Genomic DNA, 19,652 nt, shown 5'->3' on the forward strand with positions numbered 1-19,652 from the left:
TCCCCGCCTCCATCCACCCTAGTGTGGGCGGGATGCTGCGTTTCAAGCGTCCGCGGCACCGGATCCGCGTCCGGTCGGTGAAAAGGCCGCCCCCAGCACGTCGGCGGTGGCCTGTACCAGCGGGATCATGCGGTCGTAGGCCATCCGCTTCGGCCCGATCACCCCCAGCACGCCCAGCACCTGCCCATTGGCCGCATACGGGGCGGTCACCAGCGAAACCCCCTGCAGCGGCATCATCCCGGTCTCTTCGCCGATGAAGATGCGCACGCCCGGGGCTTGGATGGTCCGCTCCAGCAGCTGCAGGATCTCGCGCTTGCTGGAAAACAGCTCGAACAGTTCACGCAGGCGCTCCAGGTCGGACAGGTCCTGGACCCCCATCAGGCGGGTCTGGCCCGCCACCAGCATGTCGTCGGCCGCGGGCTGCAGGGCCTGCTCGGCCAGTTCGATGCTGTGCGCCAGCAGCTGCTCCAGCTCGGAACGGGCATCGCGCAGCTCCAGCAGCAGGCGCGCCCGGATCTCCGCCAGCGGCAGCCCGGCGAAATGGGCGTTGAGGTAATTGGCGACCTGCTCCAGCTGGCCCGGGGCGAAGTCCTGGCGGGTTTCGATCACCCGGTTCTGGACCTCGTTGTCGGCGAACACTAGGATCGCCAGCACCCGGCGGCCGTCCAGCGCCACGAAATCGATCTGGCGGAAGGCGAACTGCTCGCGCCGCGGCGCGCTGACCACGCCGACGAAGTGGCTCATCGCCGACAGCAGCTCGGAGGCACTGCCGAGCAGGGCCTGGGTGCTGCCGCCACCGGCCAGTTCCTGGCGCAAGCGGGCCAGCTCGCCCTCGCCCGGCGGCTGCATCTGCAGCAGGCTGTCGACAAACACCCGGTAGCCATGCGCGGTCGGGATCCGCCCGGCGGAGGTATGCGGCGACGCCAGCAGGCCCAGGTCCTCCAGGTCGCCGAGGATGTTGCGGATGGTGGCCGGACTGACTTCCAGCCCGGCCACGCGCGCCAGCGTCTGCGAGCCCACGGGCTCACCATCCTGGATGTGGCGCGCGATCAGCGTGCGCAGCAGATGGCGCGCGCGCGGGGCGAGTTGGTCGGCGGAACCGTGCATGGAATCAACCTGTGAGACACGGAGACTAGATAATGGCGCCGGATCACCTTGGCAAGCCATTGGACCGCCCGCGTGCGCGTGCTAGCGTTGCGCGGCTCAGATACCCCCAGACCCATGCTCAGACACCTATCGATCAAGGATTTCGCCGTCGTCCGCGCTACCGAACTTGAATTCGGGCCTGGCATGACCGTGGTTTCAGGCGAGACCGGCGCCGGCAAGTCGCTGATGGTCGACGCGCTGGGCTTCCTGTCCGGCCTGCGCGCCGACAGTGGCGTGGTCCGCCACGGTGCCGCCCGTGCCGAGCTGTCGGCCGAGTTCGCGCTGGAGCATCTGCAGGCCGCACGCCAGTGGCTGGCCGACAACGAGCTGGACGATGAGGACCAGTGCCAGCTGCGCCGCGTGATCCGCGCCGACGGCGGTTCGCGGGCCTGGATCAACGGCCGCCCGGTCACCCTCGCCCAGCTGGGCGAACTGGCCGCGCTGCTGGTGGAAATCCACGGCCAGCATGAACAGCAGGCCCTGCTGGCGCGTCCTTCCCAGCTGGCCCTGCTCGATGCCTATGCCGGCAACGAGGAAGAGCGCCGTCAGGTCCGCCGCGCCGCAGCCGCCTGGCAGGCACTGGTCGATGAATCCCTGGCGCTGTCGCAGCAGGGCGACGTCAGTGACCGTATCGGTTTCCTCGAGCATCAGCTGCGCGAACTGGACCGTGAGGATCTGGAGCCCGAATCGATCCTCGCGCTGGGCGCCAGCCATCGGCGCCAGGCCCATGCCAGCGCGCTGCTGACCGCCTGCCAGGCCGCCAGCAACCAGCTCAACGGCGACGAGGGCAGCTCGGCGCTGGATCAGCTGCAGCAGGTGCGGCACGAACTGGCCCGGCTGATCGAACACGACCCGCGCCTGGGCGAGGTGGACAGCCTGATCGAAAACGCGTCGATCCAGCTGCACGAAGCCCTGTCCCTGCTCGACCGCGTGCACGACGACCTGGATGCCGACCCCGAGCAGTTCGAGGAGAACGAGCGCCGTCTCGGCCGCCTGCACGACCTTGCGCGCAAGCATCGCGTGCCGATGGACGAACTGGGCGCGCAGCGCGAGCGCATGCATGCCGAAGTGGAGCAGCTGCGCGGCGCCGACGAACGGCTGCAGCGCCTGGCCGGCGAGATCGACAAGGCCGCGGCCGCCTGGCGGGTGCAGGCCGAAGCACTGACCACAAGCCGGCGCAGTGCGGCGGCCGCGCTGTCGACCACCACCACCGGCATCATCGCCGAGCTGGGCATGGGCGGTGGCCAGTTCCTGATCGAGCTGGAACCCCAGGACGGCGGCAAGCCCGACCCGCAGGGCGCCGAACGCGTGGAGTTCCTGGTCGCGGCCAATGCCGGTCAACCACCACGCGCCCTGCGCAAGGTGGCCTCGGGTGGCGAACTGTCGCGCATCTCGCTGGCAATCGAAGTGGCCGCGCTCGACCTGGACGCCGTGCCGACCATGGTGTTCGACGAAGTCGACTCGGGCATCGGTGGCGCGGTGGCCGACATCGTCGGCCAGAAACTGCGCGCCCTTGGCGAGAAGCGCCAGGTGCTGTGCGTGACCCACCTGCCGCAGGTCGCGTCCAAGGGCCATGCCCACTACCGGGTCAGCAAGGCACCGGTGGAAGGCATGACCCAGAGTGCGGTGGAGAAGCTGGACCTCAAGGCACGCGAGGAAGAACTGGCACGCATGCTCGGTGGCGTCGAAGTGAGCAAGGAAGCGCGCGCGGCCGCCCGCAAGCTGCTGCAGGTCTGACGCCGGCGGCGTCGAGCGACGCCCGGTCCGTCCCACCGCAGGTTCACCCCAGCGGCCGCGCCAGATCCACCTTTTCCACCAGGAAATCCAGGAACGCACGCACCCGCAGCGGCAGATAGCCACCCTGCCCCAGAAATACCGCGTGCACCTCTTCCAGATCGCCGGGATTGGCCTCTTCCAGCACCGGCAGCAGCCGCCCGGCCGCTATGTCGTCCCTGACCTGGAACGCGGCCAGCCGGGCCAGCCCGAGCCCTCCCAGCACCAGCTGCCGCAGGGCATCGCCGTTGCTGGCGCGCGCATTGCCGCTGGTGGGCACGCGCAGCACCTGGCCGCCCTGCAGCAGCGGCCACCCCTGCATCGCCCGCGCATGGCCGATGTCCAGCCGGTTGTGCGTCTGCAGGTCGTCGACGTTGCCAGGCAGACCGTGTCGCTGCGCATAGCCGGGTGAGGCCACGATCATCATCCGCGTCGCCCCCAACCGTCGTGCCACCAGGCTGGAACTCTTCAGCGGACCGGCCCGCACGGCCACATCGGTGCGCTGCTCGAGCAGATCGATCACTTCATCGGTCAGGGTCAGGTCCACCCCCACCTGCGGGTGCTGCTGCAGGAACATGGGCAGCAATGGCAGCAGGAAATGCTGGCCGAAGGGCACGTTGGCATTCACCCGCAGCCGCCCGCGCGGTTCGGCATGCGCGCTCGCACAGCGCTCGGCCTCTTCCAGGTCAGCAAGCACGCGCAGCCCGCGCTCGTAGAAGGCGCAGCCCTCCGGGGTCAGCTGCAGCTGGCGGGTGGATCGCTGCAGCAGGCGCGTGCCCAGCCGCTGCTCCAGCCGCGCCACCAGCTTGCTGACCGCCGAGGGCGTCATGTCCAGGCTGCGGGCCGCCGCGGAGAATCCGCCGGTTTCGATCACCCTCACGAACACTTCCAGCTCGCCGGAGCGATTGATGTCGGGTCGCGCCATGGTGATGAATCCAGTTCACAGATGATTATCCAGGCGCAGTCTAGTTCACAGAAAGCGGCAGGGACACCATGGCCCCTCCTTCCGACGGACCCTTCCGATGAACCGCCTGAGCACGTTGACCACCGCTGCCCTGCTCACCCTGTCTGCAGCAGCCAGCGCCACGGCCGCCCCTCCCCGGCACTGGGTGGCCAGCTGGCAAGCCAGTCCACAACCGGTTTGGCAGGCAGACTTCCTGTTTCCGACGCTGATCCCCGCAGAGCTGGCCGACCAGACCTTCCGCCAGACCGTCCGCATCAGCCTGGGCGGCTCGCGCCTGCGTGTCCGCTTGAGCAACGCCTACGGGACACAGCCACTGCGGGTGGGCCGGGCCACCCTGGCGGCACATCCGGGCGAGGTGCCGCAGGCGCTGACCTTCGATGGCCAGCCCGGCGTGCTGATCGCGCCTGGCCAGGACCGGCTCAGCGACGCCCTGCCACTGCCCACGCGCAACCTGCAGTCGCTGCAGGTCAGCATCCATCTGCCACAGCCCACGCCGCTGCGGACGTTCCACTGGGACGGCCGGCAGACCAGTTGGATCGCGCCGGGTGACCAGAGCCTGGCTGCGGACCTGGACGGGGCCCGCAGCACCACGGCCCGCCTGCTGCTGTCCGGCATCGACGTCGAAACCGCAGCCCGCGCGCGCAGCGTGGTGGTGATCGGCGATTCGATCACCGATGGCGCAACGGCCAGCCTCGACCAGGACCAGCGCTGGACCGACCATCTCGCCGCACGGCTGGCACCGCAGGGAATCGCAGTGGTCAACGCCGGCATCTCCGGCGGACGCCTGCTGCGCGACGGCATGGGGGAATCCGCCCTGGCCCGCTTCCCGCGCGATGTCCTCGACCAGCCCGGTGTCGCCAGTGTGATCGTGCTGATCGGCATCAACGACATCAGCTGGCCGGGCACAGCGTTCGCGCGCGGCCAGGACCGGCCCGGGCTCGCCGAACTGCAGGCCGGCTATCGCAGCCTGGCCGGACAGGCCCATCGCCATGGACTGCGCATTGTCGGCGCAACCCTGCCGCCGTTCGCCGGTGCCCTGCCCGGCACCCCGCTGGACGACTACTACCAGCCGCACAAGGACGCACTGCGCCAGCAGCTCAATGCCTGGCTGCGGCAGGACAGCCCATTCGATGCGGTGATCGACCTGGATGCAGTGCTGCGCGACCCCGCCGATCCCTCACGGATGGCCGCCGCCTACGATTCAGGCGACCATCTGCATCCGGGCGATGCCGGCAACCGGGCCATGGCCGAGGCCGTGGATCTGCGGATGCTGATGCCGCCATCGCACCCGGCGGTCACTCCGCCGCGCTGACGAAAAACCCCGGGGCCAGCCCGGGGTCTCGTCGCAACCGGCACGCAGGGGGTGCCTATCTGCGCTTCTTGCGCACGTACAGCACCAGCGAGTGTTCTTCCAGCTCATAGCCGTGATCGGCCGCGATCTTGCGCTGCAGTTCCTCGATCTCGGTACTTTCGAACTCGATGATCTTGCCGCTGTCCACATCGACCATGTGATCGTGATGGCCGCCGCGGTCCAGTTCATAGACGGCCTGGCCGCCTTCGAAATTGTGCTTGAGCACGAGGCCGGCAGCCTCGAACTGGGTCAGTACCCGGTACACCGTGGCCAGGCCGATCTCGTCACCATGCTCCAGCAGCTGGCGGTAGATGTCTTCGGCGGTCATGTGGTGCTGGGCAGTGCGCTGCTCGAGCAGCGCCAGGATCCGCATCCGTGGATGGGTTACCTTCAGGCCGACTTTACGCAGGTCGTGGGTTTCCATAGGTCTCCGTTCATTGGCGATTTAGCGCCAGCTGCCTCGGATTGGGTCGCGGTGGCACGCCGGGAGTGTATCATCGGTTCGATTTCCCCAACCGCCAGTCCCGATGCGCAATCTCCTGTTGGTCGCCGCCGTCGCCCTGTCCACCACCGGGTGCGGCATCATCTACAAGCAACCCATCTATCAGGGCAACCTGATCCGGGAAGATGCCGTGGCCAAGCTGCAGGTCGGGCAAAGCAAGCAGCAGGTGAACGCGCTGCTGGGCACGCCCTCCGTGCCGGACCCGTTCCATGCCCAGCGCTGGGACTACACCTCCAGCCAGCGGGTCGACCGTCTCGGCCGCACGGAAGTGAAGAACTTCACCGTGTATTTCGAGAACGACGCCGTGACGCGCTGGGAGGGTGACTATTTCCCGGCCAACGACAAGGCGCTGGCCCAGCAGACCGTCCGCCAGTTCGGCCGCAACCTGCCGAAGGACAAGAAGAAGAAGGGCCGCTGAGGCCGCCGGCCCGTTCCGACGGACGGGCCCTGGCCCTCAACCGCCGAGCGCGCGACGCCGGCGGTTGTCCTTGGGATCGGCCTGCAGCGGGCGCAGCAGTTCGACCCGGTCCCCATCCAGCAGTGCCTGCTGCGGGCGGGCCAGCACACCATGCACGGCGGCAGCCGGGCAGCCGGCACTGCCCTCAAGAGCGGCAGCGGCGATCGCATCGGCAACCGTGGCGCCCTCTTCCAGCTGCAACCGGCGTGACAGCACCCGCTGCGGCCAGGCAAGCACCACCTCGACCTCGATCATCGCTCAGTCCTCGTCGGCGACCCGGACGAAATCGTTGACCATGCGATCGGCCAGACCCTGGAAGCCGATCGCCAGCGCCGGGCCCAGCAGCCGTGAGCTGGGTTCGAATTCCAGGGTCAGCGTCACCTTGCAGGCGTCTTCGGCCAGCGCGTGGAATTCCCAACGGCCATGAAGCTGCTTGAAGGGACCGTCGCGCAGCTGCATGTCGATGCTGTGCGGGCGCTGCAGGGTGTTCTCGGTCTGGAACCAGGTACTGAACGAACCCAGGCCCAGGTCCAGACGCGCCACCAGCCGGTCCTCGCCCTGCTCCAGGATGCGGGCATCGGAGCACCAGCGGAAGCGGCGCGGATAAGCCTGGACGTCGTTGACCAGGTCGAACATGCGCGCGGCCGAATGTTCGACCAGGGCGCTGCGGCGGATAGTAGGCATGTATACGGGACGTTTCGGCAATCGACCGGGCGGGCCCGAATCGGAGACAATACGGAAATGAGCAAGAACAGCGGCAAGGATAAAGCAAAGAGCGCGACGGCCAACAAAACCATCGCGCTGAACAAGCGTGCCCGCCACGAGTACCACATCGAAGAGCGCTTCGAGGCCGGGCTCGCCCTGCAGGGCTGGGAGGTCAAGTCGATCCGGGCGGGGCGCGGCAACATCATCGACGCCTACGCTTACGTGAAGCGTGGCGAGATCTACCTGATCGGCGCACAGATCACTCCGTTGATCCAGGCCTCCACCCACGTGGTGGCCGAGGATCGGCGCGAGCGCAAGCTGCTGCTGCACCGGAACGAGATCGACAAGCTGATCGGCAAGGTCGAGCGTGATGGCTATACGATCGTGCCGACCGCGATGTACTGGAGCAAGAACAAGATCAAGCTCGAGATCGCGCTGGCCAAGGGCAAGCAGAACCACGACAAGCGCGATGCGGCCAAGGATCGCGACTGGGCGATCGAGAAGCAGCGGGTGATGCGGCGCGGCAACCGCGACGCCTGAGGCAGGCCCCGCCGCCATGTGGCGCCGGGCGATGCCCGGCGGCCCGGGCCATCAACCGGCCAGCATGCCCTGCCCGCGCGCGCGCGGCGCCAGGGCCGCGTGCATCACGGCCAGGTGCATCACCACCGCCAGTTCCGGCGCGTGGCGATCATCGCCCGCCCGCCACTGCTGGGCGAGCTGGGCTGCATCGGCCGGCAGCAGGGCCAGCAGCTGCGTATCGTCGAGCGCATCGGCTGCACCCTGCAGCTGGCGCGCCAGCTGCCGCGACTGCCACACGTGAACGCCGATGCTGAGGCTGGCCAATGTCATCAAGGTCAGCGCCAGGCCGTGCTCGAACCACTGCGCCAGCACGTCCGGCCCCCACAGCAACGCCGCCAGTACCGCCAGCGCCGGCAGCCGCCAGCCCAGCCAATGGGTGCGCCCACGCTGCGGCCAATGCACCACCACTGCGCTGGCGACCAGCGCCACCGCTGCGGTGGCCGGCAGTTCGGTCAGCCAGGTCGCCGCCAGCAGCATCGCCAGCAGCGCCCAGACCCAACCGGGAGGCAACGCCCGTCGCTGATAGTCGGCCCCGACCGGGCCCACCAGCTGGCGCAGGCTGCGCTGTTGCATCGCGTCGGTCACCCACAGTCTCCCGTTTCTGTCCTGCCCTGGATGGTCACGACCAGTGTGTCGCAAATCCGTGCCGGAGACGTTAGCAATCCGCTATGACACAGGCAGTACAACATGTTGCGGATTGACCGGCCGCGCGAGGTGACTGTTCAGCTGTTTTGCCGTAGCATGACAACCGTTAGGCAGGCCCTGCCCGTGGTGACACGGAATCGGCCCTGTACCTTGCAGCACTGTAGAAACCGGGGGTGCATTGGTTTCGACGGGGGTTGTGAAGTCGCCTGGCGCATGCCGAGGGGGTAGCTTTCCTCGTAAATCCAGCTGCAAAACTCTAGTTGCCAACGACGACAACTACGCTCTGGCCGCTTAAGGCCTAAGCCTCGAAACCGCTTGTGTCCATGCTCGCGGTGTAGAGTCACTATCATGGAATCGCGCTGGACGGCTGCCTGTCAGTCCGGCACTAGAACACAACAGGCTGGTTCCCGGATGCGCTTTGCACGCCGTGCTGTTCGGGGACGAGATTCAACGGCGAGCTAAGCATGTAGTGCTGGGGATGGAGTGCCTTCGGACGGCGGTTCAATTCCGCCCACCTCCACCAACGAGCGGTCCTTCAAGGACCGGAGAAGCCCGGACATTCCCGCCAGAAGGGGATCTCCGGGCTTTTTTATTGCCTGCGGTATACACCGCTCGCCGCGCGTGTCGATCTCGACATCGGTAAATCAGTTCAGAAATTTCCTACCCCCGCACTGGGGGAGAACGGTCTGCGAAGCCGTTCGTTCAAGGTCGCCATCAGAAAGGAGACCGCGCGGACATACCCCCTTCATCTCGAGTCGAGCCCCCAGGGCACGACCGGCTCATCGCACCTTTCACAAAGGAACTGTATTCATGCGTACGTCGCTTCGGGTTTCCCTTGCCAGTGCCATCACCCTGGTCCTGGCCAGTGCCCCTGCCTTCGCCCAATCCACCGAACGGGTGTGGACACGGGGCATGGACAACAACCAGCAGTACAGCAGTTTCATCGTCAAGTACCGCGATGGCAGCCGCAAACGCGTCTCTGCCGACACCGCCCAGGATGCGCTGAAACAGCGCCTGGGCGTGCAGCAGCGCAGCAAGCGCTCGGTGGGTGCGGCGCAGGCTGCGGCGGTGGCGCATCAGCGCCGCATGGGTGGCGGCGCCGATGTGATCAGGACAGACAAGGCACTGGATCGTCCGGAGGCCGAGATCCTGATGCAGCGCATCGCCGACGACCCGGACGTCGAATACGTGCAGCCGAACTTCATGATGAGTGCGTTCGCCACGCCCAACGATCCGCGTTACGCCGAACAGTGGCACTACAGCAATCCCGTCAGTGGCGCACGCGTGCCGGCGGCATGGGATCGCTCCACCGGCCAAGGGGTCGTGGTGGCGGTGATCGATTCGGGCTATCTCGACAACAACGACCTGCAGCCGAACCTGCTGCCAGGCTACGACATGATTTCCTCCACCCGGCCGTTCAGCAATCTGCAGTGCATCCTGGGCGGGCTGAATCCCGGTTGTGGCGGTTCCGACGATGGGGATGGCCGCGATGCGGATGCCTTCGATGCCTCGGGCATCGCGCACGGCACCCACGTTGCGGGAACCGTCGCGGCGGTAACCAACAACCAGATCGGCGTGGCAGGCGTGGCCTACAACGCGAAGGTCGTACCGGTACGCGTGCTGGGCAACCAGGGCAATGGCGGCTCGGATGACATCATCGACGGCATGCTCTGGAGCGCTGGCATCGCCGTGCCGGGTGTTCCCGCCAATGCCAACCCGGCCGAGGTCATCAATCTCAGCCTGGGCGGCCGTCGGCCCTGCTCGCCGGCCGAGCAGGATGCGATCGACGACATCACGGCCACCGGCACCCTCGTGGTGGTCGCGGCGGGCAACAGCAACCTCGATGTGTCCGAGTTCGCACCGGCGAACTGCAACGGCGTGATCGCGGTAGCCGCGAACGACCAGGGCGGGCGCCGCGCGTTCTACTCCAACTACGGTGCAGGCATCCATATCACCGCGCCCGGTGGCGAGACGTGGTCGTGCCGCGCCTCGGTGGGCGAGTTCCTGCCCCTGGCCACACCGCCGAACTCGACCAACTGCGCACCGACCCGCCAGCATCCGGCGCAGGGCGTTCTGTCCACGGTGGGCAACAATGCCTTTGACTTCATGTCCGGCACCTCGATGGCGGCACCGCACGTGGCCGGCGTCGTCGCGCTGATGCAGGCGGTGGCACCGGTGCCGAAGACCACCAGCCAGGTCAAGGACATCCTGCGCCGCACCGCCCATCCGATCGCGGCGGCCAACTGCCCGGGGGGTTGCGGTCCGGGCATCATCGACGCCGCAGAAGCTGTCAGGGAGGCCAGCAACTGAGGCCCGGGCGCAGCGGCCCGCCACAGCCGCTGCGCCATGCGTTGCCCGCCGGTCAGATCCACAGGCCACCTTCTCCCACACTCCCGGCACGAAACCCATGAACTGGTTCGACGGTATGGCCATCGGCTTCCTGCTCGGTGTCCTGGCATGTACTGCTGCGGTGGTCCTGGCAATCCGCAACAGCGATCTGGACGATTGACGACCGGCCGCTGAAAGAACCGGCGCACGCCGCTTCCGCCTTGACATACCTCCCGCTAGAGTGGCGCGACCGCGCAGGAGGATCGTATGGCAACCACGGGAATGGGCATCGTCGGCCGCACGGCTCTCGTCTTCACCCTGCTGCTGGCGCTGAGCGGCTGCGCCACCCTGCGCCAGTTCGGGCCCTCGGTGCAGGTCGCCTCGGTTACCCCCGGCCAGTACATCGCGCTCAAGCGCGGTGACATCCTCACCACCGGCAAGCTCAGCTCGGCCACCCTGGAAACCCTGCGCGTGGCCGGGCTGGACGAGGGTGTCTGCGCCAGGCCCGGTCCGCCCTGCATCGATGCAATGGAGGCCAGCATCGTCGTGCGCGAGGAAGACAAGCGCTCGGCCCTGGCCGAACTCTGGCTGCAGTACGCATTGACTCTGCCCGCCCCCAAGCGCGAGTACTCCGCCGAAGGCCGCGCCAAGGCCGTGGTCACCGAACTGGATGCCGGGTTCCAGCCGCGTCTGGATGCGTGGATGCAGGTTGCAAGGCAGGCCTACGCCTATCTGTTCTTCACCGAGCGAACCGCCAACCAGCGGGGTTTCGAGGATCGCCAGACGCAGGTGCGGGACTACTACAACCTGGCCGTGCAGGAAGCCTCCGTGCAGCTGTTCGAGGCCTACGCCACCGGCCGGGTGCACAGCGACACCAGCCGCTTCCAGCTGGGACGATGGACCTTTGTGCTGGCGCCATCGGACGACGGCTCGCCCTTGGACGAGCGTACGCCGAGGGAGCTGGTTCCCGCCGCAGCGCTCTCGTTCACCGGTACCCTGCGCAGCGTGCATCGCCGGGATGGCTTCGGCGCCGAGCTGGTGGCGGTGATGGATGATCCCGGCAGCGACGTGGACATGCCTGCTGCCGAGGCCAGCGCCGCCGCGCCCGTACAACGCAGCTGGAGCGAAATGCCTTCACCCTCGATGTCGGTGCTGCTGCGGTTCTCCGGCCACAACCTGTGGGAAGTGCTGCACGACGACGAGCCGGAGGTGGAGATCCACGATCCCTACCAGGTTTCGGAAGTCACCCTGCATGGCCAGCAGGTGCCACTGGCGGCCAACTTCACGGCAGGCTACGCGCTGTGGCTCGCACGCTCCAACTTCAGCCGGCAATCGCTGCGCTCGCTGTTCGGCAGCAAGGGCGGCATCGATACGCCGCATCTGTACATGATGCAGCCCTACGACCCGAAGCGCCGCGTGCTGTTGATGATCCACGGCCTGGCAAGCAGCCCGGAGGCATGGGTCAACGTCGCCAACGAGCTGATGCGCGACGATGAGATCCGCCGGGACTTCCAGGTGTGGCAGTTCTACTACCCGACCAACATGCCCATCGCGATGAGCCACGATGCGATCCGCCACATGCTGGCCGATGTGCTGCAGCACTTCGATCCCACCGGAAAGGCCGCGGCCTCGCATGACATGGTGCTGGTCGGGCACAGCATGGGCGGAGTGATCTCGCGGCTGATGGTGTCTTCGTCCGGCGACCATCTGGTCGAGACCCTGCTGGCAACCGCGCAGATGACGCCGGCACAGCGCGAGCTGCTGCGCACCCGCGGCGCGCCGGTGCTCACGTTCAAGCCGGAGCCGGAGATTTCACGGGTGGTATTCATTGCCACACCGCATCGCGGCACCGACGTCGCCGGCACCCGCCTCGGGCGCTGGATCGGCCGTCTGGTGCGGCTGCCACTGACCGTGCTGGAGGACGTGGCGACGATCGCCAACGACGGCCACGTCGATCGCGACGACGGCAAGCACGGCTACCAGATGAACAGCATCCAGAATCTCGACAAGGATGACCCCTTCGTCAAGGCCGTCGCCGATCTGCCGATGTCTCCGAGCGTGCGCTACCACTCCATCATCGCGCGCGCCAAGGCCGATGGACCGCTGGAGCAGACCAGCGACGGACTGGTGCCCTACTGGAGTTCGCACCTGCCGGGCGCCGAATCGGAGAAGGTGATCGTGTCCGGTCACAGCGTGCAGGAAGCCACGCCCGCCATCGTCGAGCTCAGGCGCATCCTGCATGAAGACATGCAGGCCCATGGTCACGCAGCAGAGTAGGTCCAGCGGACGGCGATCCGGTCACTGCCCGGGTTGGCGGCGCGAGAACCGGCCGTGCAGCGCCGCGGGGATCGCGAAGCCCTCCATGCGGACCTCCGGACGGTAATCGGCCGAAGGGGTGAAACTGTACTCACGGGCCAGCATGGCGCACAGCAGCACCAGCTGCGCATTGCCCACCGCCGAACCGACACAGGAGCGGGACGGGAAGCCGTAGGGAACATAGATTCCGGCAGTGCGCTTGCGCCGCTCCGGCAACCAGCGGTCAGGATCGAACTGAAGCGGGTCGTCCCAGTACTTGGAAGAACGGTGCTGGATGAAAGAACTCAACTCGAACACGCTACCTTCCGGAATTCTATGCCCGTCCACATCCAGGTCGCACATGGCGACACGTCGATTATTGAACGGCGTCGAGTACAGCCGCATCACTTCCTTCAGGAAGCGCATCGTGCAGGGAATGCGTGCCATCGGCAACGCAAGGATCTCCAGATCGGTCAGTGCATGAAATTCGTCCTCGATGCGCCGCCGCCAATCGGGGTGCATCTGCAGGGCCAGCAGCACGCAGGCCGCCATCATGCCGGGTACGCCGGAAATAGCGATCAACTGCACTGTCACCAGGTAGGTGACCTTCCGCAAGCCGATCCTATCGTGCAGTGACAACAACGACTGCGCATAGTCCAGATGAGAGGTGCCACCGCGCAGGCGTTGCTTGAGTTCACCGTAGATGGCGCGGGACTCGCCACGGCCAATCATGAAGTTGCGCAGAAGGTGACGACGATGAATCACCTGTTCCACCTGAGTGGTATAGCGCAACTGCATTGCGCGTTCGATTGCGGCCTGCCCCCGGGCATCTAGGCCGGCGATCACCATCGGGATCAGGGGCGTTGCCATCACCGTCCAGATCGCTGGTGTCGCATCAAGCTCCTCGCCGCACAGGGCATCCAGCGCGCCCCGCATGCGTGCCTGCAATGGCTGCAGTACTGCAGCTCCGGAAAGCTCCGCGCTGCGGGCAGCGATCAGACTGCGCACTTCGGTCCAACGCACGCGCTCGTGGCGCCGCAGTAGATCGCCCAGTGATTCGGCGACGAACAGATGCTCCGAGTTCTCCTTGTCGACCTTGCCCGCCAGCTCTGGACAGAACACACCGACGCCGCCTGTCTCCAGCTTCAGAACCGGCCCCTCGCGCTCAACGCGCTCCGCCAACCGTTCGGCGGCCGCGCCACCCTGATTTGATGTCCCTTGCATACGCTGCGCCTTAGGCAGAAAGGGACTCGAAGACGAGTCCCTTCGTCTTGCTACGACTCAATCGCGTGGCTTGCCGCGCGGAATCAGAACTCGACCCAGAGCGGCCAGATCCTCCACACACTGCTCTTCTCGTTCGGATGGATGTTCAGAGTGACGCGCAATGCTCGGGCGAATCTGTTCATTTTCACTCCTTTGATTGCTGTGTGATTTCGCCGGGATTATCCGGCAGATTTAGATATCACTGATAGGCAGCGATAATCAAGTAGTAAATCTGGCGCGGCGCAACATGATGGACACACCTCCGATGCAACTTGCCACTGCATTATCTGCAGCATCTGCCGTGCGCTATCGGACAGCGACTGCCGTTGCGGGAAATCCCTCATCGCGCGTACGCACAGTGCCTCCTATGCTGGCCGCACCTCCCGACAGCAGGCCAGCCACATGAACACCCAAGACCTCAGCCGCCAACCCCGTCCCGATCCGGCCGAGCGCGATGCCTTCTTTCCCTCGCCCTGGTCGCTCTCGCAGTTCACGTCACCCACCAGCAATCTGTCCGGCGCGGACTATGCCGACGCACGCCGGGATGGCCGCTGGAAGATACTGATGATCGGCGCCGATGAGCGCTACCTGCCGACCGCCAACGGCCACTTGTTCTCCACCGGCAATCACCCGGTCGAAACGCTGTTGCCGATGTATCACCTGGACAAGGCCGGCTTCGACTTCGATGTGGCAACCCTGTCCGGCAACGCCGTGAAGTTCGAATGGTGGGCGTTCCCCGGCGAGGACCGCGACATCGGCGGTCTGTACGAACGTTACCAGGCACGGTTCCGCCAGCCGAAGGTGCTGGACGACATCGTGGCCTCGCTGGACGCGGCGTCGGACTATGCAGCCATCTTCATTCCGGGCGGGCATGGTGCACTGATCGGTCTGCCGGAGAGCCGCGCGGTCAGCAAGGCGCTGCACTGGGCGATGGCACAGCAGCGCTACATCATCACGCTCTGCCACGGCCCTGCAGCGCTGTTGGCTGCCGGGATCGATGAAGCGGGCGGTGATTCGCTGTTCCGTGGCTACCGCATCTGCGCCTTCCCCGATGCGATGGACCGGCAGACGCCGGACATCGGCTACATGCCCGGGCAACTGCCGTGGTTCTTCGGTGAAAAGCTCGCGCAGCAGGGCGTGCAGATCGTCAACGAGGGTATTGACGGCAGCGTGCTGCAGGATCGCCTGCTGCTGACAGGCGACAGTCCGTTGGCCGGCAATGCACTCGGCCAGTTGGCCGCACGCACCCTGCTGGACGCGCTGGCAGGTCGCTGAACACCGTGGCCGCGCTGGTGCCGATGCTGCTGGAACTGGAGCAGGCGCGTTTGATCGCCGAGATCGGCGCGCTGCTTCGCTCGATCGCCGCGCCCCTCGGCTACGATCGCGTGCTGGTGTTTGCGGCCGGCACCGGGCTGGAACGCGGCGCACACCGCGTGTACTGGATCGAGGGCGACTGGCTGGGCGAAGGGCGTGAGACCGATCTTGCCCGCTACCTGCATGCCTGCCCGGTCAACCGCCACGTGCTCGACAGCGATGCCCCGTTCTTCTGGAGCAAGCGCGACGGCGTAAGGGGGGCCCGCTACCAGGTGGTCAGGCACCCCCGCGGCGACGGCCTGCATGGCCTGCAGGTACCCGTGTTCGGAACCACGGGGCTGGAAGGGGCGATCAGTTTCGCCGGAACGATCATCGACGCTTCCGCGCCTGCCCGGCTGCTGTTGGAGTCTGCCGGCACAGCAGCATTCCGCGCCGCCCGCCGGCTGGCCGAAGCACCGGCTGAACGCCCCCTGGGCGAACTGAGCACGCGGGAACGCGAGGTTCTGCGTTGGGTCGCAGCCGGCCGGCGCCAGGCGGAGATCGCCGCCACGCTGGGGTTGTCCGCGCGCACCGTGGAGAACCACCTGCGCCGCGCGCGCCAGCGCCTGGGCGTTGCGACGACGGCGCAGGCCGTGCGCGCGGCCGCGCGACGCGGCGAGATCGAAGACTGAGCGGGCCCCCGTGCAGCCGCCACGCCAATGACCCATCCCGGCATACCCTCCCCTGCCAATCCGTGCCATCCTTCATGGAATCGTTTACATGGAATGGAGGGATTCCACGATGCTGTCGCGTTTCCGTCGCCCTGCGCTGTGTGCGCTGCTGGCCTTCGCTCTTCCCGCCATCGCCTGGGCGGCGGCCCCTGCGCCGCTGAAGGTGATGTCCTTCAATGTCCGCACCCCGGCCGACACCGCGCCAGGCAAGCGCTGGCCGGATCGCCGCGATGCGATGGTCAAGGTCATCCTGGATGCCCGCCCGGCCGTGATCGGCACCCAGGAGCTGGTACAGGAACAGGCCGACTATCTCGCCGGCCACCTGCCCGGCTACGCGTGGTTCGGTGAAGGACGGCGCGGTGGCAGCGGCGATGAGCACATGGGCGTGTTCTACGACACGCGGGTGCTGGCCGTGGAGGAATCAGGCAACTTCTGGCTGTCCGATACACCGGAGATCGCCGGCAGCATCACCTGGGGCAACCTGTACCCGCGCATGGTGACCTGGGCCCTGTTCCGTCGCCTTGACGATGGCCGCCGCTTCTATTTCATGGACACCCACCTCCCCTATCGCGACGAAGACGAACCGCGCCGGGTCAAGGGAGCCGAGCTGATCGGCAGGCGGGTGGCGACGCTGCCGCCGGATCTGCCGGTGGTTCTGACGGGCGACTTCAACAGTGAACCCGGGGGCGGAACCTACGCGGCACTCACCCGCGTTCTGCAGGACGCACGCACCCAGGTGGCGTCTCCCCAGGGGCCGCGCCTGACCTTCCATGATTTCACCGGCAAGGCCACCACGCAGCTGGACTGGATACTGGTGAGAGGCTTCCGTGCGCGCAGCTTCCTGACCGATGACCGTCGCATCGACGGCGTGCTGCCCTCGGATCACTTCCCGCTGGTGGTCGAGCTGGACTGGCCCCGGCCCTGAGTCGGGTTGCCGCCGCGTTCACCGCCGCGGCTGCCGCGCCAACAGGCGATACAGCGCCTGGTGCTGATCGCGCGCCTGGCAGATGCGAGCGCCGATGGCCAGCAGCACGGCCACGCCGATCAGGCCCAGGCCCAGCATGGAGTCCGGCAGCCGCACGAAGCCGATGGCCGCGGCCAGCATCGCCAGCACCAGCAGAACGACCACCGCGACGGACAGTCCTGCACCGGGTGGTCCCGGATCGCCGAACAACATTCGTTGGGTATCCCGCTTGCCGTCCGTCATCGCCTGTCCTCTGGTGGCCCGCCCCACTTGTTACACGGCAGAAGGCGCTTCCGGGAGAGTCAGAAGCGTCACGAATGTGACGGTGTCCACGGCTCACGCCGCGCTGCCCTGCCTGAGTTCGCAAAGTGTGGAGGACGGCATGGCAGGGCGGCAGGCGCCCGCCCATCGGTGGCCCTGACCGGAAACGAGGACGGAGGCCACTGCCGCCGTCCCCGTCCGGTCAATTCACCTGTGCCACGCTCGGCGCCTGCGGGGACTGGCCCCAACCACCCAGCGCCTTGTATACGCCGACTACGCTGACGTTGACCTCCGCCTCGGCGGCCGCCAGTGCATCATCGGCGGCCAGCTGGGTGCGCTGTGCGTCGAGCAGGGTCAGGAAGTCTTCCGAGCCCTCGCGATAGCGGATCTGCGCCAGCGACTCGGCTCGTCGTGCGGCCTGCGCCTGCTCCACCACGATCGCCAGCCGTGCCTGCTGCTTGGAGTAGCGTGTCAGCGCGTTCTCGGTGTCTTCCAGTGCCAGCAGCACCGTCTGCTCGTACTGCGCGGCAACGCCCTCGGCCTCGGCCTTGCTGGCACGCAGACGTGCGCGCACGGTTCCGAAATCGAAGGCCGCCCAGCTCAACGACGGCGTCAGCGACCAGGCCTTGTTGTTGCCGTTGACCAGGCCATTGGCGTCGCCGCCGAGGAAGCCGACGAAACCGGAAAGCGACAACCGCGGGAACAGATCGGCCGTTGCCACCCCCACCCGTGCCGTGGCGGCTGCCAGCCGCCGCTCGGCCGCACGCACGTCGGCACGCTGGCGCAGCAGCTCGCGGGTATCGCCCAGCGGCAACGGCTTGGCGAACGCCGGCACCTCATGCGGCGCGAGCATGTCGGCCAGTACTTCCGGGCGCTGGCCCAGCAGCACCGCCAGGCGATTGCGGGACTGCGTCTCGGCCACTTCCAGCAGGGGAATATCGGCCTCGATCGCCTTCAGCCGGGCACGGCTGCTCTGCACATCCAGCTCGCTGCCGGCACCCAGTTCCCAGCGCGCCTCGGTCAGCTTCTGCGTATCACGCAGATTGACCAGTGTGTGCTGGGCCACGGCGATGCGCTTCTGCGTGCCGCGCAGCTCGAAGTAGTTGCGTGCCACTTCGGCGGCAACCAGTACCTGCGCATCGGCCAGGTTGGCCTGCTCGGCCCCCAGATCGGCGCGTGCCGCTTCGGCAGCACGGCGCTTGCGGCCGAACAGATCCAGCTCCCAGCCCGCATCGAACCCGAGCTGGTAGCTTTCACTGAACACCCGCTGCCCACCCAGCTGCGGATCGGGTTGCTTGCGGCGGTCGTAACTGCCGCCTGCGGTCACGTGCGGTGCCTGGTCGAAGCGGCTTTCGACGAACACCGCCCGCGCCTGGCTGACACGCGCCACGGCCACGCGCAGGTCAAGATTGCTCGACAGTGCGCCGTGCACCAGCTCTTCCAGCACCGGGTCATCGAACTGCGCCCACCAGCTGGCAACGGGCGATGTGGTGCTGAACACCGGCTGCTCCGCGCCCTGCAGGACGACAGGCTCCTGCTGGGGCGCCTTGTAATTGGGACCGACGGTGACACAGCCGGCCAGCACGAGGCTGGAAACGGCCACCGCCAGGGTGCGGATCACCATGGCAGCACCTCGCCCAGATAGGTGAAGCTGCCACTCGGGCCTTCAGGGCCGATCAGCGCCATCTGCACGCTGGAACGCGCACCTTCGGCGATCTCGATCTCGCCGTGGCCACCATTCATGTCGGTCTTGACGTAGCCCGGGTGCACGGTGTTCACCTTGATCGGCGAGCTGCGGAGCTCGTATGCCAGGGCCAGCGTCCAGCTGTTCACCGCCGCCTTGGAGGCGTTGTAGGCCGGAATCTTGAAGTCATAGATGCCCGAACCCGGGTCGGCGTGCAGGGTCTGCGAGCCGAGGATGCTGGACACGTTGACGATGCGCCCGGCCTTGGCCTGCTTCAGCAGCGGCAGGAACGCCTGGGTCACCGCCACCAGTGCATATACATTGGTGTCGAAGGTGCGACGCCACGTATCCAGCGACTGCTCCGACGGTGCCTGTGCCGGGTTCTCGATCATGATGCCGGCGTTGTTGACCAGGATGTCCAGCCGGCCGTGACGCTGGCGCACCTGCTCGACCGCGTCGGCGATGCTCGCAGCGTCGGTAACGTCCAGCTGCAGCGCTTCCACCGGCAGGCCTTCCGCCTGCAGCTTCAGTGCCTGCTCCACCGCCGTCTCACGCTTGCGGCCGGCCAGCAACGTGTGCACGCCTTCCTTCGCCAGCTGACGCACGGTCTCGGCACCGATGCCACGGGTAGCGCCGGTAACCAGCGCGATCTTGTTCTGATGGGTGTTCATGGATTCATGCCTTTGGAGGGAGAAGCCGCCGCCGATCATC

General features: G+C 66.9%; 19 protein-coding genes and 1 other RNA gene. 10 read left to right on the forward strand and 10 right to left on the reverse strand.

Translation table 11 applies throughout. From position 1 onward, the window contains the following. Positions 1–42 precede the first annotated feature (42 nt). Complete coding sequence (hrcA, locus tag AC5P76_RS04475; RefSeq protein ID WP_053519710.1) at positions 43–1,107, reverse strand: heat-inducible transcriptional repressor HrcA; 1,065 nt, start codon at positions 1,105–1,107, stop codon at positions 43–45. Positions 1,108–1,221: 114 nt separating this feature from the next. On the opposite strand from hrcA, the gene recN reads away from it, so the two are divergent. Further along, positions 1,222–2,883 carry a DNA repair protein RecN gene (recN, locus tag AC5P76_RS04480; protein ID WP_180876309.1) on the forward strand — a complete coding sequence of 554 codons (1,662 nt, stop codon included), beginning with the start codon at positions 1,222–1,224 and terminating at the stop codon, positions 2,881–2,883. A 43-nt stretch (positions 2,884–2,926) separates the two neighbouring features. On the opposite strand, the gene AC5P76_RS04485 is transcribed toward recN, so the two are convergent. Next, positions 2,927–3,844, reverse strand: coding sequence for a LysR family transcriptional regulator (locus AC5P76_RS04485; protein WP_053519708.1), 918 nt, complete (start codon positions 3,842–3,844; stop codon positions 2,927–2,929). A 97-nt stretch (positions 3,845–3,941) separates the two neighbouring features. On the opposite strand from AC5P76_RS04485, the gene AC5P76_RS04490 reads away from it, so the two are divergent. Then, the gene (locus AC5P76_RS04490; protein WP_253118827.1) at positions 3,942–5,195 is read left to right on the forward strand and encodes an SGNH/GDSL hydrolase family protein; all 1,254 of its coding nucleotides are present in this window, start codon (positions 3,942–3,944) and stop codon (positions 5,193–5,195) included. A gap of 55 nt (positions 5,196–5,250) precedes the next feature. Here the strand turns inward: AC5P76_RS04490 and fur are convergent, their stop codons facing one another. After that, positions 5,251–5,658, reverse strand: coding sequence for a ferric iron uptake transcriptional regulator (gene fur, locus AC5P76_RS04495; protein WP_053519706.1), 408 nt, complete (start codon positions 5,656–5,658; stop codon positions 5,251–5,253). A 103-nt stretch (positions 5,659–5,761) separates the two neighbouring features. Between fur and AC5P76_RS04500 the strand changes: the two genes are divergently transcribed. Next, positions 5,762–6,154 (forward strand): outer membrane protein assembly factor BamE, encoded by a 393-nt coding sequence (locus AC5P76_RS04500; RefSeq protein ID WP_053519705.1) that lies wholly within the window; start codon positions 5,762–5,764, stop codon positions 6,152–6,154. Positions 6,155–6,190: 36 nt separating this feature from the next. Here AC5P76_RS04500 and AC5P76_RS04505 read toward each other — a convergent pair whose 3' ends face one another. Together AC5P76_RS04505 and AC5P76_RS04510 are read right to left on the reverse strand one after the other, a co-directional pair. Next, entirely contained in the window at positions 6,191–6,448 is a 258-nt protein-coding gene (locus AC5P76_RS04505; protein WP_053519704.1) for an RnfH family protein, read from the reverse strand. Positions 6,449–6,451: 3 nt separating this feature from the next. Further along, positions 6,452–6,877 carry a type II toxin-antitoxin system RatA family toxin gene (locus AC5P76_RS04510; RefSeq protein WP_053519703.1) on the reverse strand — a complete coding sequence of 142 codons (426 nt, stop codon included), beginning with the start codon at positions 6,875–6,877 and terminating at the stop codon, positions 6,452–6,454. 57 nt (positions 6,878–6,934) lie between these two features. On the opposite strand from AC5P76_RS04510, the gene smpB reads away from it, so the two are divergent. After that, positions 6,935–7,438, forward strand: a complete 504-nt coding sequence (gene smpB, locus AC5P76_RS04515) for an SsrA-binding protein SmpB (protein WP_019661238.1) — start codon at positions 6,935–6,937, stop codon at positions 7,436–7,438. 51 nt (positions 7,439–7,489) lie between these two features. Here the strand turns inward: smpB and AC5P76_RS04520 are convergent, their stop codons facing one another. Beyond that, positions 7,490–8,062 carry a hypothetical protein gene (locus tag AC5P76_RS04520; protein ID WP_253118828.1) on the reverse strand — a complete coding sequence of 191 codons (573 nt, stop codon included), beginning with the start codon at positions 8,060–8,062 and terminating at the stop codon, positions 7,490–7,492. Positions 8,063–8,291: 229 nt separating this feature from the next. Between AC5P76_RS04520 and ssrA the strand changes: the two genes are divergently transcribed. From ssrA to AC5P76_RS04535, 3 genes are all read left to right on the forward strand, one after another. Next, positions 8,292–8,645: a transfer-messenger RNA gene (gene ssrA, locus AC5P76_RS04525) on the forward strand. 287 nt (positions 8,646–8,932) lie between these two features. Then, positions 8,933–10,432 carry a S8 family serine peptidase gene (locus AC5P76_RS04530; protein ID WP_227255201.1) on the forward strand — a complete coding sequence of 500 codons (1,500 nt, stop codon included), beginning with the start codon at positions 8,933–8,935 and terminating at the stop codon, positions 10,430–10,432. A 285-nt stretch (positions 10,433–10,717) separates the two neighbouring features. Beyond that, a complete protein-coding gene (locus AC5P76_RS04535; protein ID WP_253118829.1) occupies positions 10,718–12,727 on the forward strand; it encodes an esterase/lipase family protein in 2,010 nt (669 codons plus the stop codon). A gap of 21 nt (positions 12,728–12,748) precedes the next feature. Here the strand turns inward: AC5P76_RS04535 and AC5P76_RS04540 are convergent, their stop codons facing one another. Continuing rightward, positions 12,749–13,969, reverse strand: coding sequence for a cytochrome P450 (locus tag AC5P76_RS04540; RefSeq protein WP_128990661.1), 1,221 nt, complete (start codon positions 13,967–13,969; stop codon positions 12,749–12,751). Between the two features lie 441 nt (positions 13,970–14,410). Here AC5P76_RS04540 and hchA point away from each other — a divergent pair, with 441 nt between their 5' ends. From hchA to AC5P76_RS04555, 3 genes are all read left to right on the forward strand, one after another. Next, positions 14,411–15,283 carry a glyoxalase III HchA gene (hchA, locus tag AC5P76_RS04545; RefSeq protein WP_065175070.1) on the forward strand — a complete coding sequence of 291 codons (873 nt, stop codon included), beginning with the start codon at positions 14,411–14,413 and terminating at the stop codon, positions 15,281–15,283. A gap of 5 nt (positions 15,284–15,288) precedes the next feature. Next, on the forward strand, positions 15,289–15,993 hold the full coding sequence (locus AC5P76_RS04550; protein ID WP_253118831.1) for a PA1136 family autoinducer-binding transcriptional regulator: 705 nt from the start codon (positions 15,289–15,291) through the stop codon (positions 15,991–15,993). Positions 15,994–16,102: 109 nt separating this feature from the next. Continuing rightward, positions 16,103–16,957 (forward strand): endonuclease/exonuclease/phosphatase family protein, encoded by an 855-nt coding sequence (locus AC5P76_RS04555; RefSeq protein ID WP_253118832.1) that lies wholly within the window; start codon positions 16,103–16,105, stop codon positions 16,955–16,957. An 18-nt stretch (positions 16,958–16,975) separates the two neighbouring features. Here the strand turns inward: AC5P76_RS04555 and AC5P76_RS04560 are convergent, their stop codons facing one another. From AC5P76_RS04560 to AC5P76_RS04570, 3 genes are all read right to left on the reverse strand, one after another. Further along, positions 16,976–17,239, reverse strand: coding sequence for a hypothetical protein (locus tag AC5P76_RS04560; protein WP_253118833.1), 264 nt, complete (start codon positions 17,237–17,239; stop codon positions 16,976–16,978). A 220-nt stretch (positions 17,240–17,459) separates the two neighbouring features. Continuing rightward, positions 17,460–18,881 (reverse strand): efflux transporter outer membrane subunit, encoded by a 1,422-nt coding sequence (locus tag AC5P76_RS04565; protein ID WP_053517459.1) that lies wholly within the window; start codon positions 18,879–18,881, stop codon positions 17,460–17,462. Beyond that, a complete protein-coding gene (locus AC5P76_RS04570; protein ID WP_053517458.1) occupies positions 18,875–19,612 on the reverse strand; it encodes an SDR family oxidoreductase in 738 nt (245 codons plus the stop codon). Before AC5P76_RS04570 ends, AC5P76_RS04565 begins: the two co-directional genes overlap by 7 nt. Positions 19,613–19,652 lie beyond the last annotated feature (40 nt).

It is taken from the genome of Stenotrophomonas sp. YJH_SMC_36, assembly GCF_059369935.1.

Excerpts from the sequence above, each read along its gene's own strand:
- AC5P76_RS04560 (WP_253118833.1), bottom strand. The coding sequence starts at position 17,239 with ATGACGGACGGCAAGCGGGATACCCAACGAATGTTGTTCGGCGATCCG.
- fur (WP_053519706.1), bottom strand. The coding sequence starts at position 5,658 with ATGGAAACCCACGACCTGCGTAAAGTCGGCCTGAAGGTAACCCATCCA.
- AC5P76_RS04535 (WP_253118829.1), top strand. The coding sequence starts at position 10,718 with ATGGCAACCACGGGAATGGGCATCGTCGGCCGCACGGCTCTCGTCTTC.
- AC5P76_RS04570 (WP_053517458.1), bottom strand. The coding sequence starts at position 19,612 with ATGAACACCCATCAGAACAAGATCGCGCTGGTTACCGGCGCTACCCGT.
- smpB (WP_019661238.1), top strand. The coding sequence starts at position 6,935 with ATGAGCAAGAACAGCGGCAAGGATAAAGCAAAGAGCGCGACGGCCAAC.
- AC5P76_RS04485 (WP_053519708.1), bottom strand. The coding sequence starts at position 3,844 with ATGGCGCGACCCGACATCAATCGCTCCGGCGAGCTGGAAGTGTTCGTG.
- AC5P76_RS04530 (WP_227255201.1), top strand. The coding sequence starts at position 8,933 with ATGCGTACGTCGCTTCGGGTTTCCCTTGCCAGTGCCATCACCCTGGTC.
- AC5P76_RS04500 (WP_053519705.1), top strand. The coding sequence starts at position 5,762 with ATGCGCAATCTCCTGTTGGTCGCCGCCGTCGCCCTGTCCACCACCGGG.
- AC5P76_RS04540 (WP_128990661.1), bottom strand. The coding sequence starts at position 13,969 with ATGCAAGGGACATCAAATCAGGGTGGCGCGGCCGCCGAACGGTTGGCG.
- AC5P76_RS04505 (WP_053519704.1), bottom strand. The coding sequence starts at position 6,448 with ATGATCGAGGTCGAGGTGGTGCTTGCCTGGCCGCAGCGGGTGCTGTCA.
- AC5P76_RS04510 (WP_053519703.1), bottom strand. The coding sequence starts at position 6,877 with ATGCCTACTATCCGCCGCAGCGCCCTGGTCGAACATTCGGCCGCGCGC.
- AC5P76_RS04490 (WP_253118827.1), top strand. The coding sequence starts at position 3,942 with ATGAACCGCCTGAGCACGTTGACCACCGCTGCCCTGCTCACCCTGTCT.
- hchA (WP_065175070.1), top strand. The coding sequence starts at position 14,411 with ATGAACACCCAAGACCTCAGCCGCCAACCCCGTCCCGATCCGGCCGAG.
- recN (WP_180876309.1), top strand. The coding sequence starts at position 1,222 with ATGCTCAGACACCTATCGATCAAGGATTTCGCCGTCGTCCGCGCTACC.
- AC5P76_RS04555 (WP_253118832.1), top strand. The coding sequence starts at position 16,103 with ATGCTGTCGCGTTTCCGTCGCCCTGCGCTGTGTGCGCTGCTGGCCTTC.
- AC5P76_RS04565 (WP_053517459.1), bottom strand. The coding sequence starts at position 18,881 with ATGGTGATCCGCACCCTGGCGGTGGCCGTTTCCAGCCTCGTGCTGGCC.
- hrcA (WP_053519710.1), bottom strand. The coding sequence starts at position 1,107 with ATGCACGGTTCCGCCGACCAACTCGCCCCGCGCGCGCGCCATCTGCTG.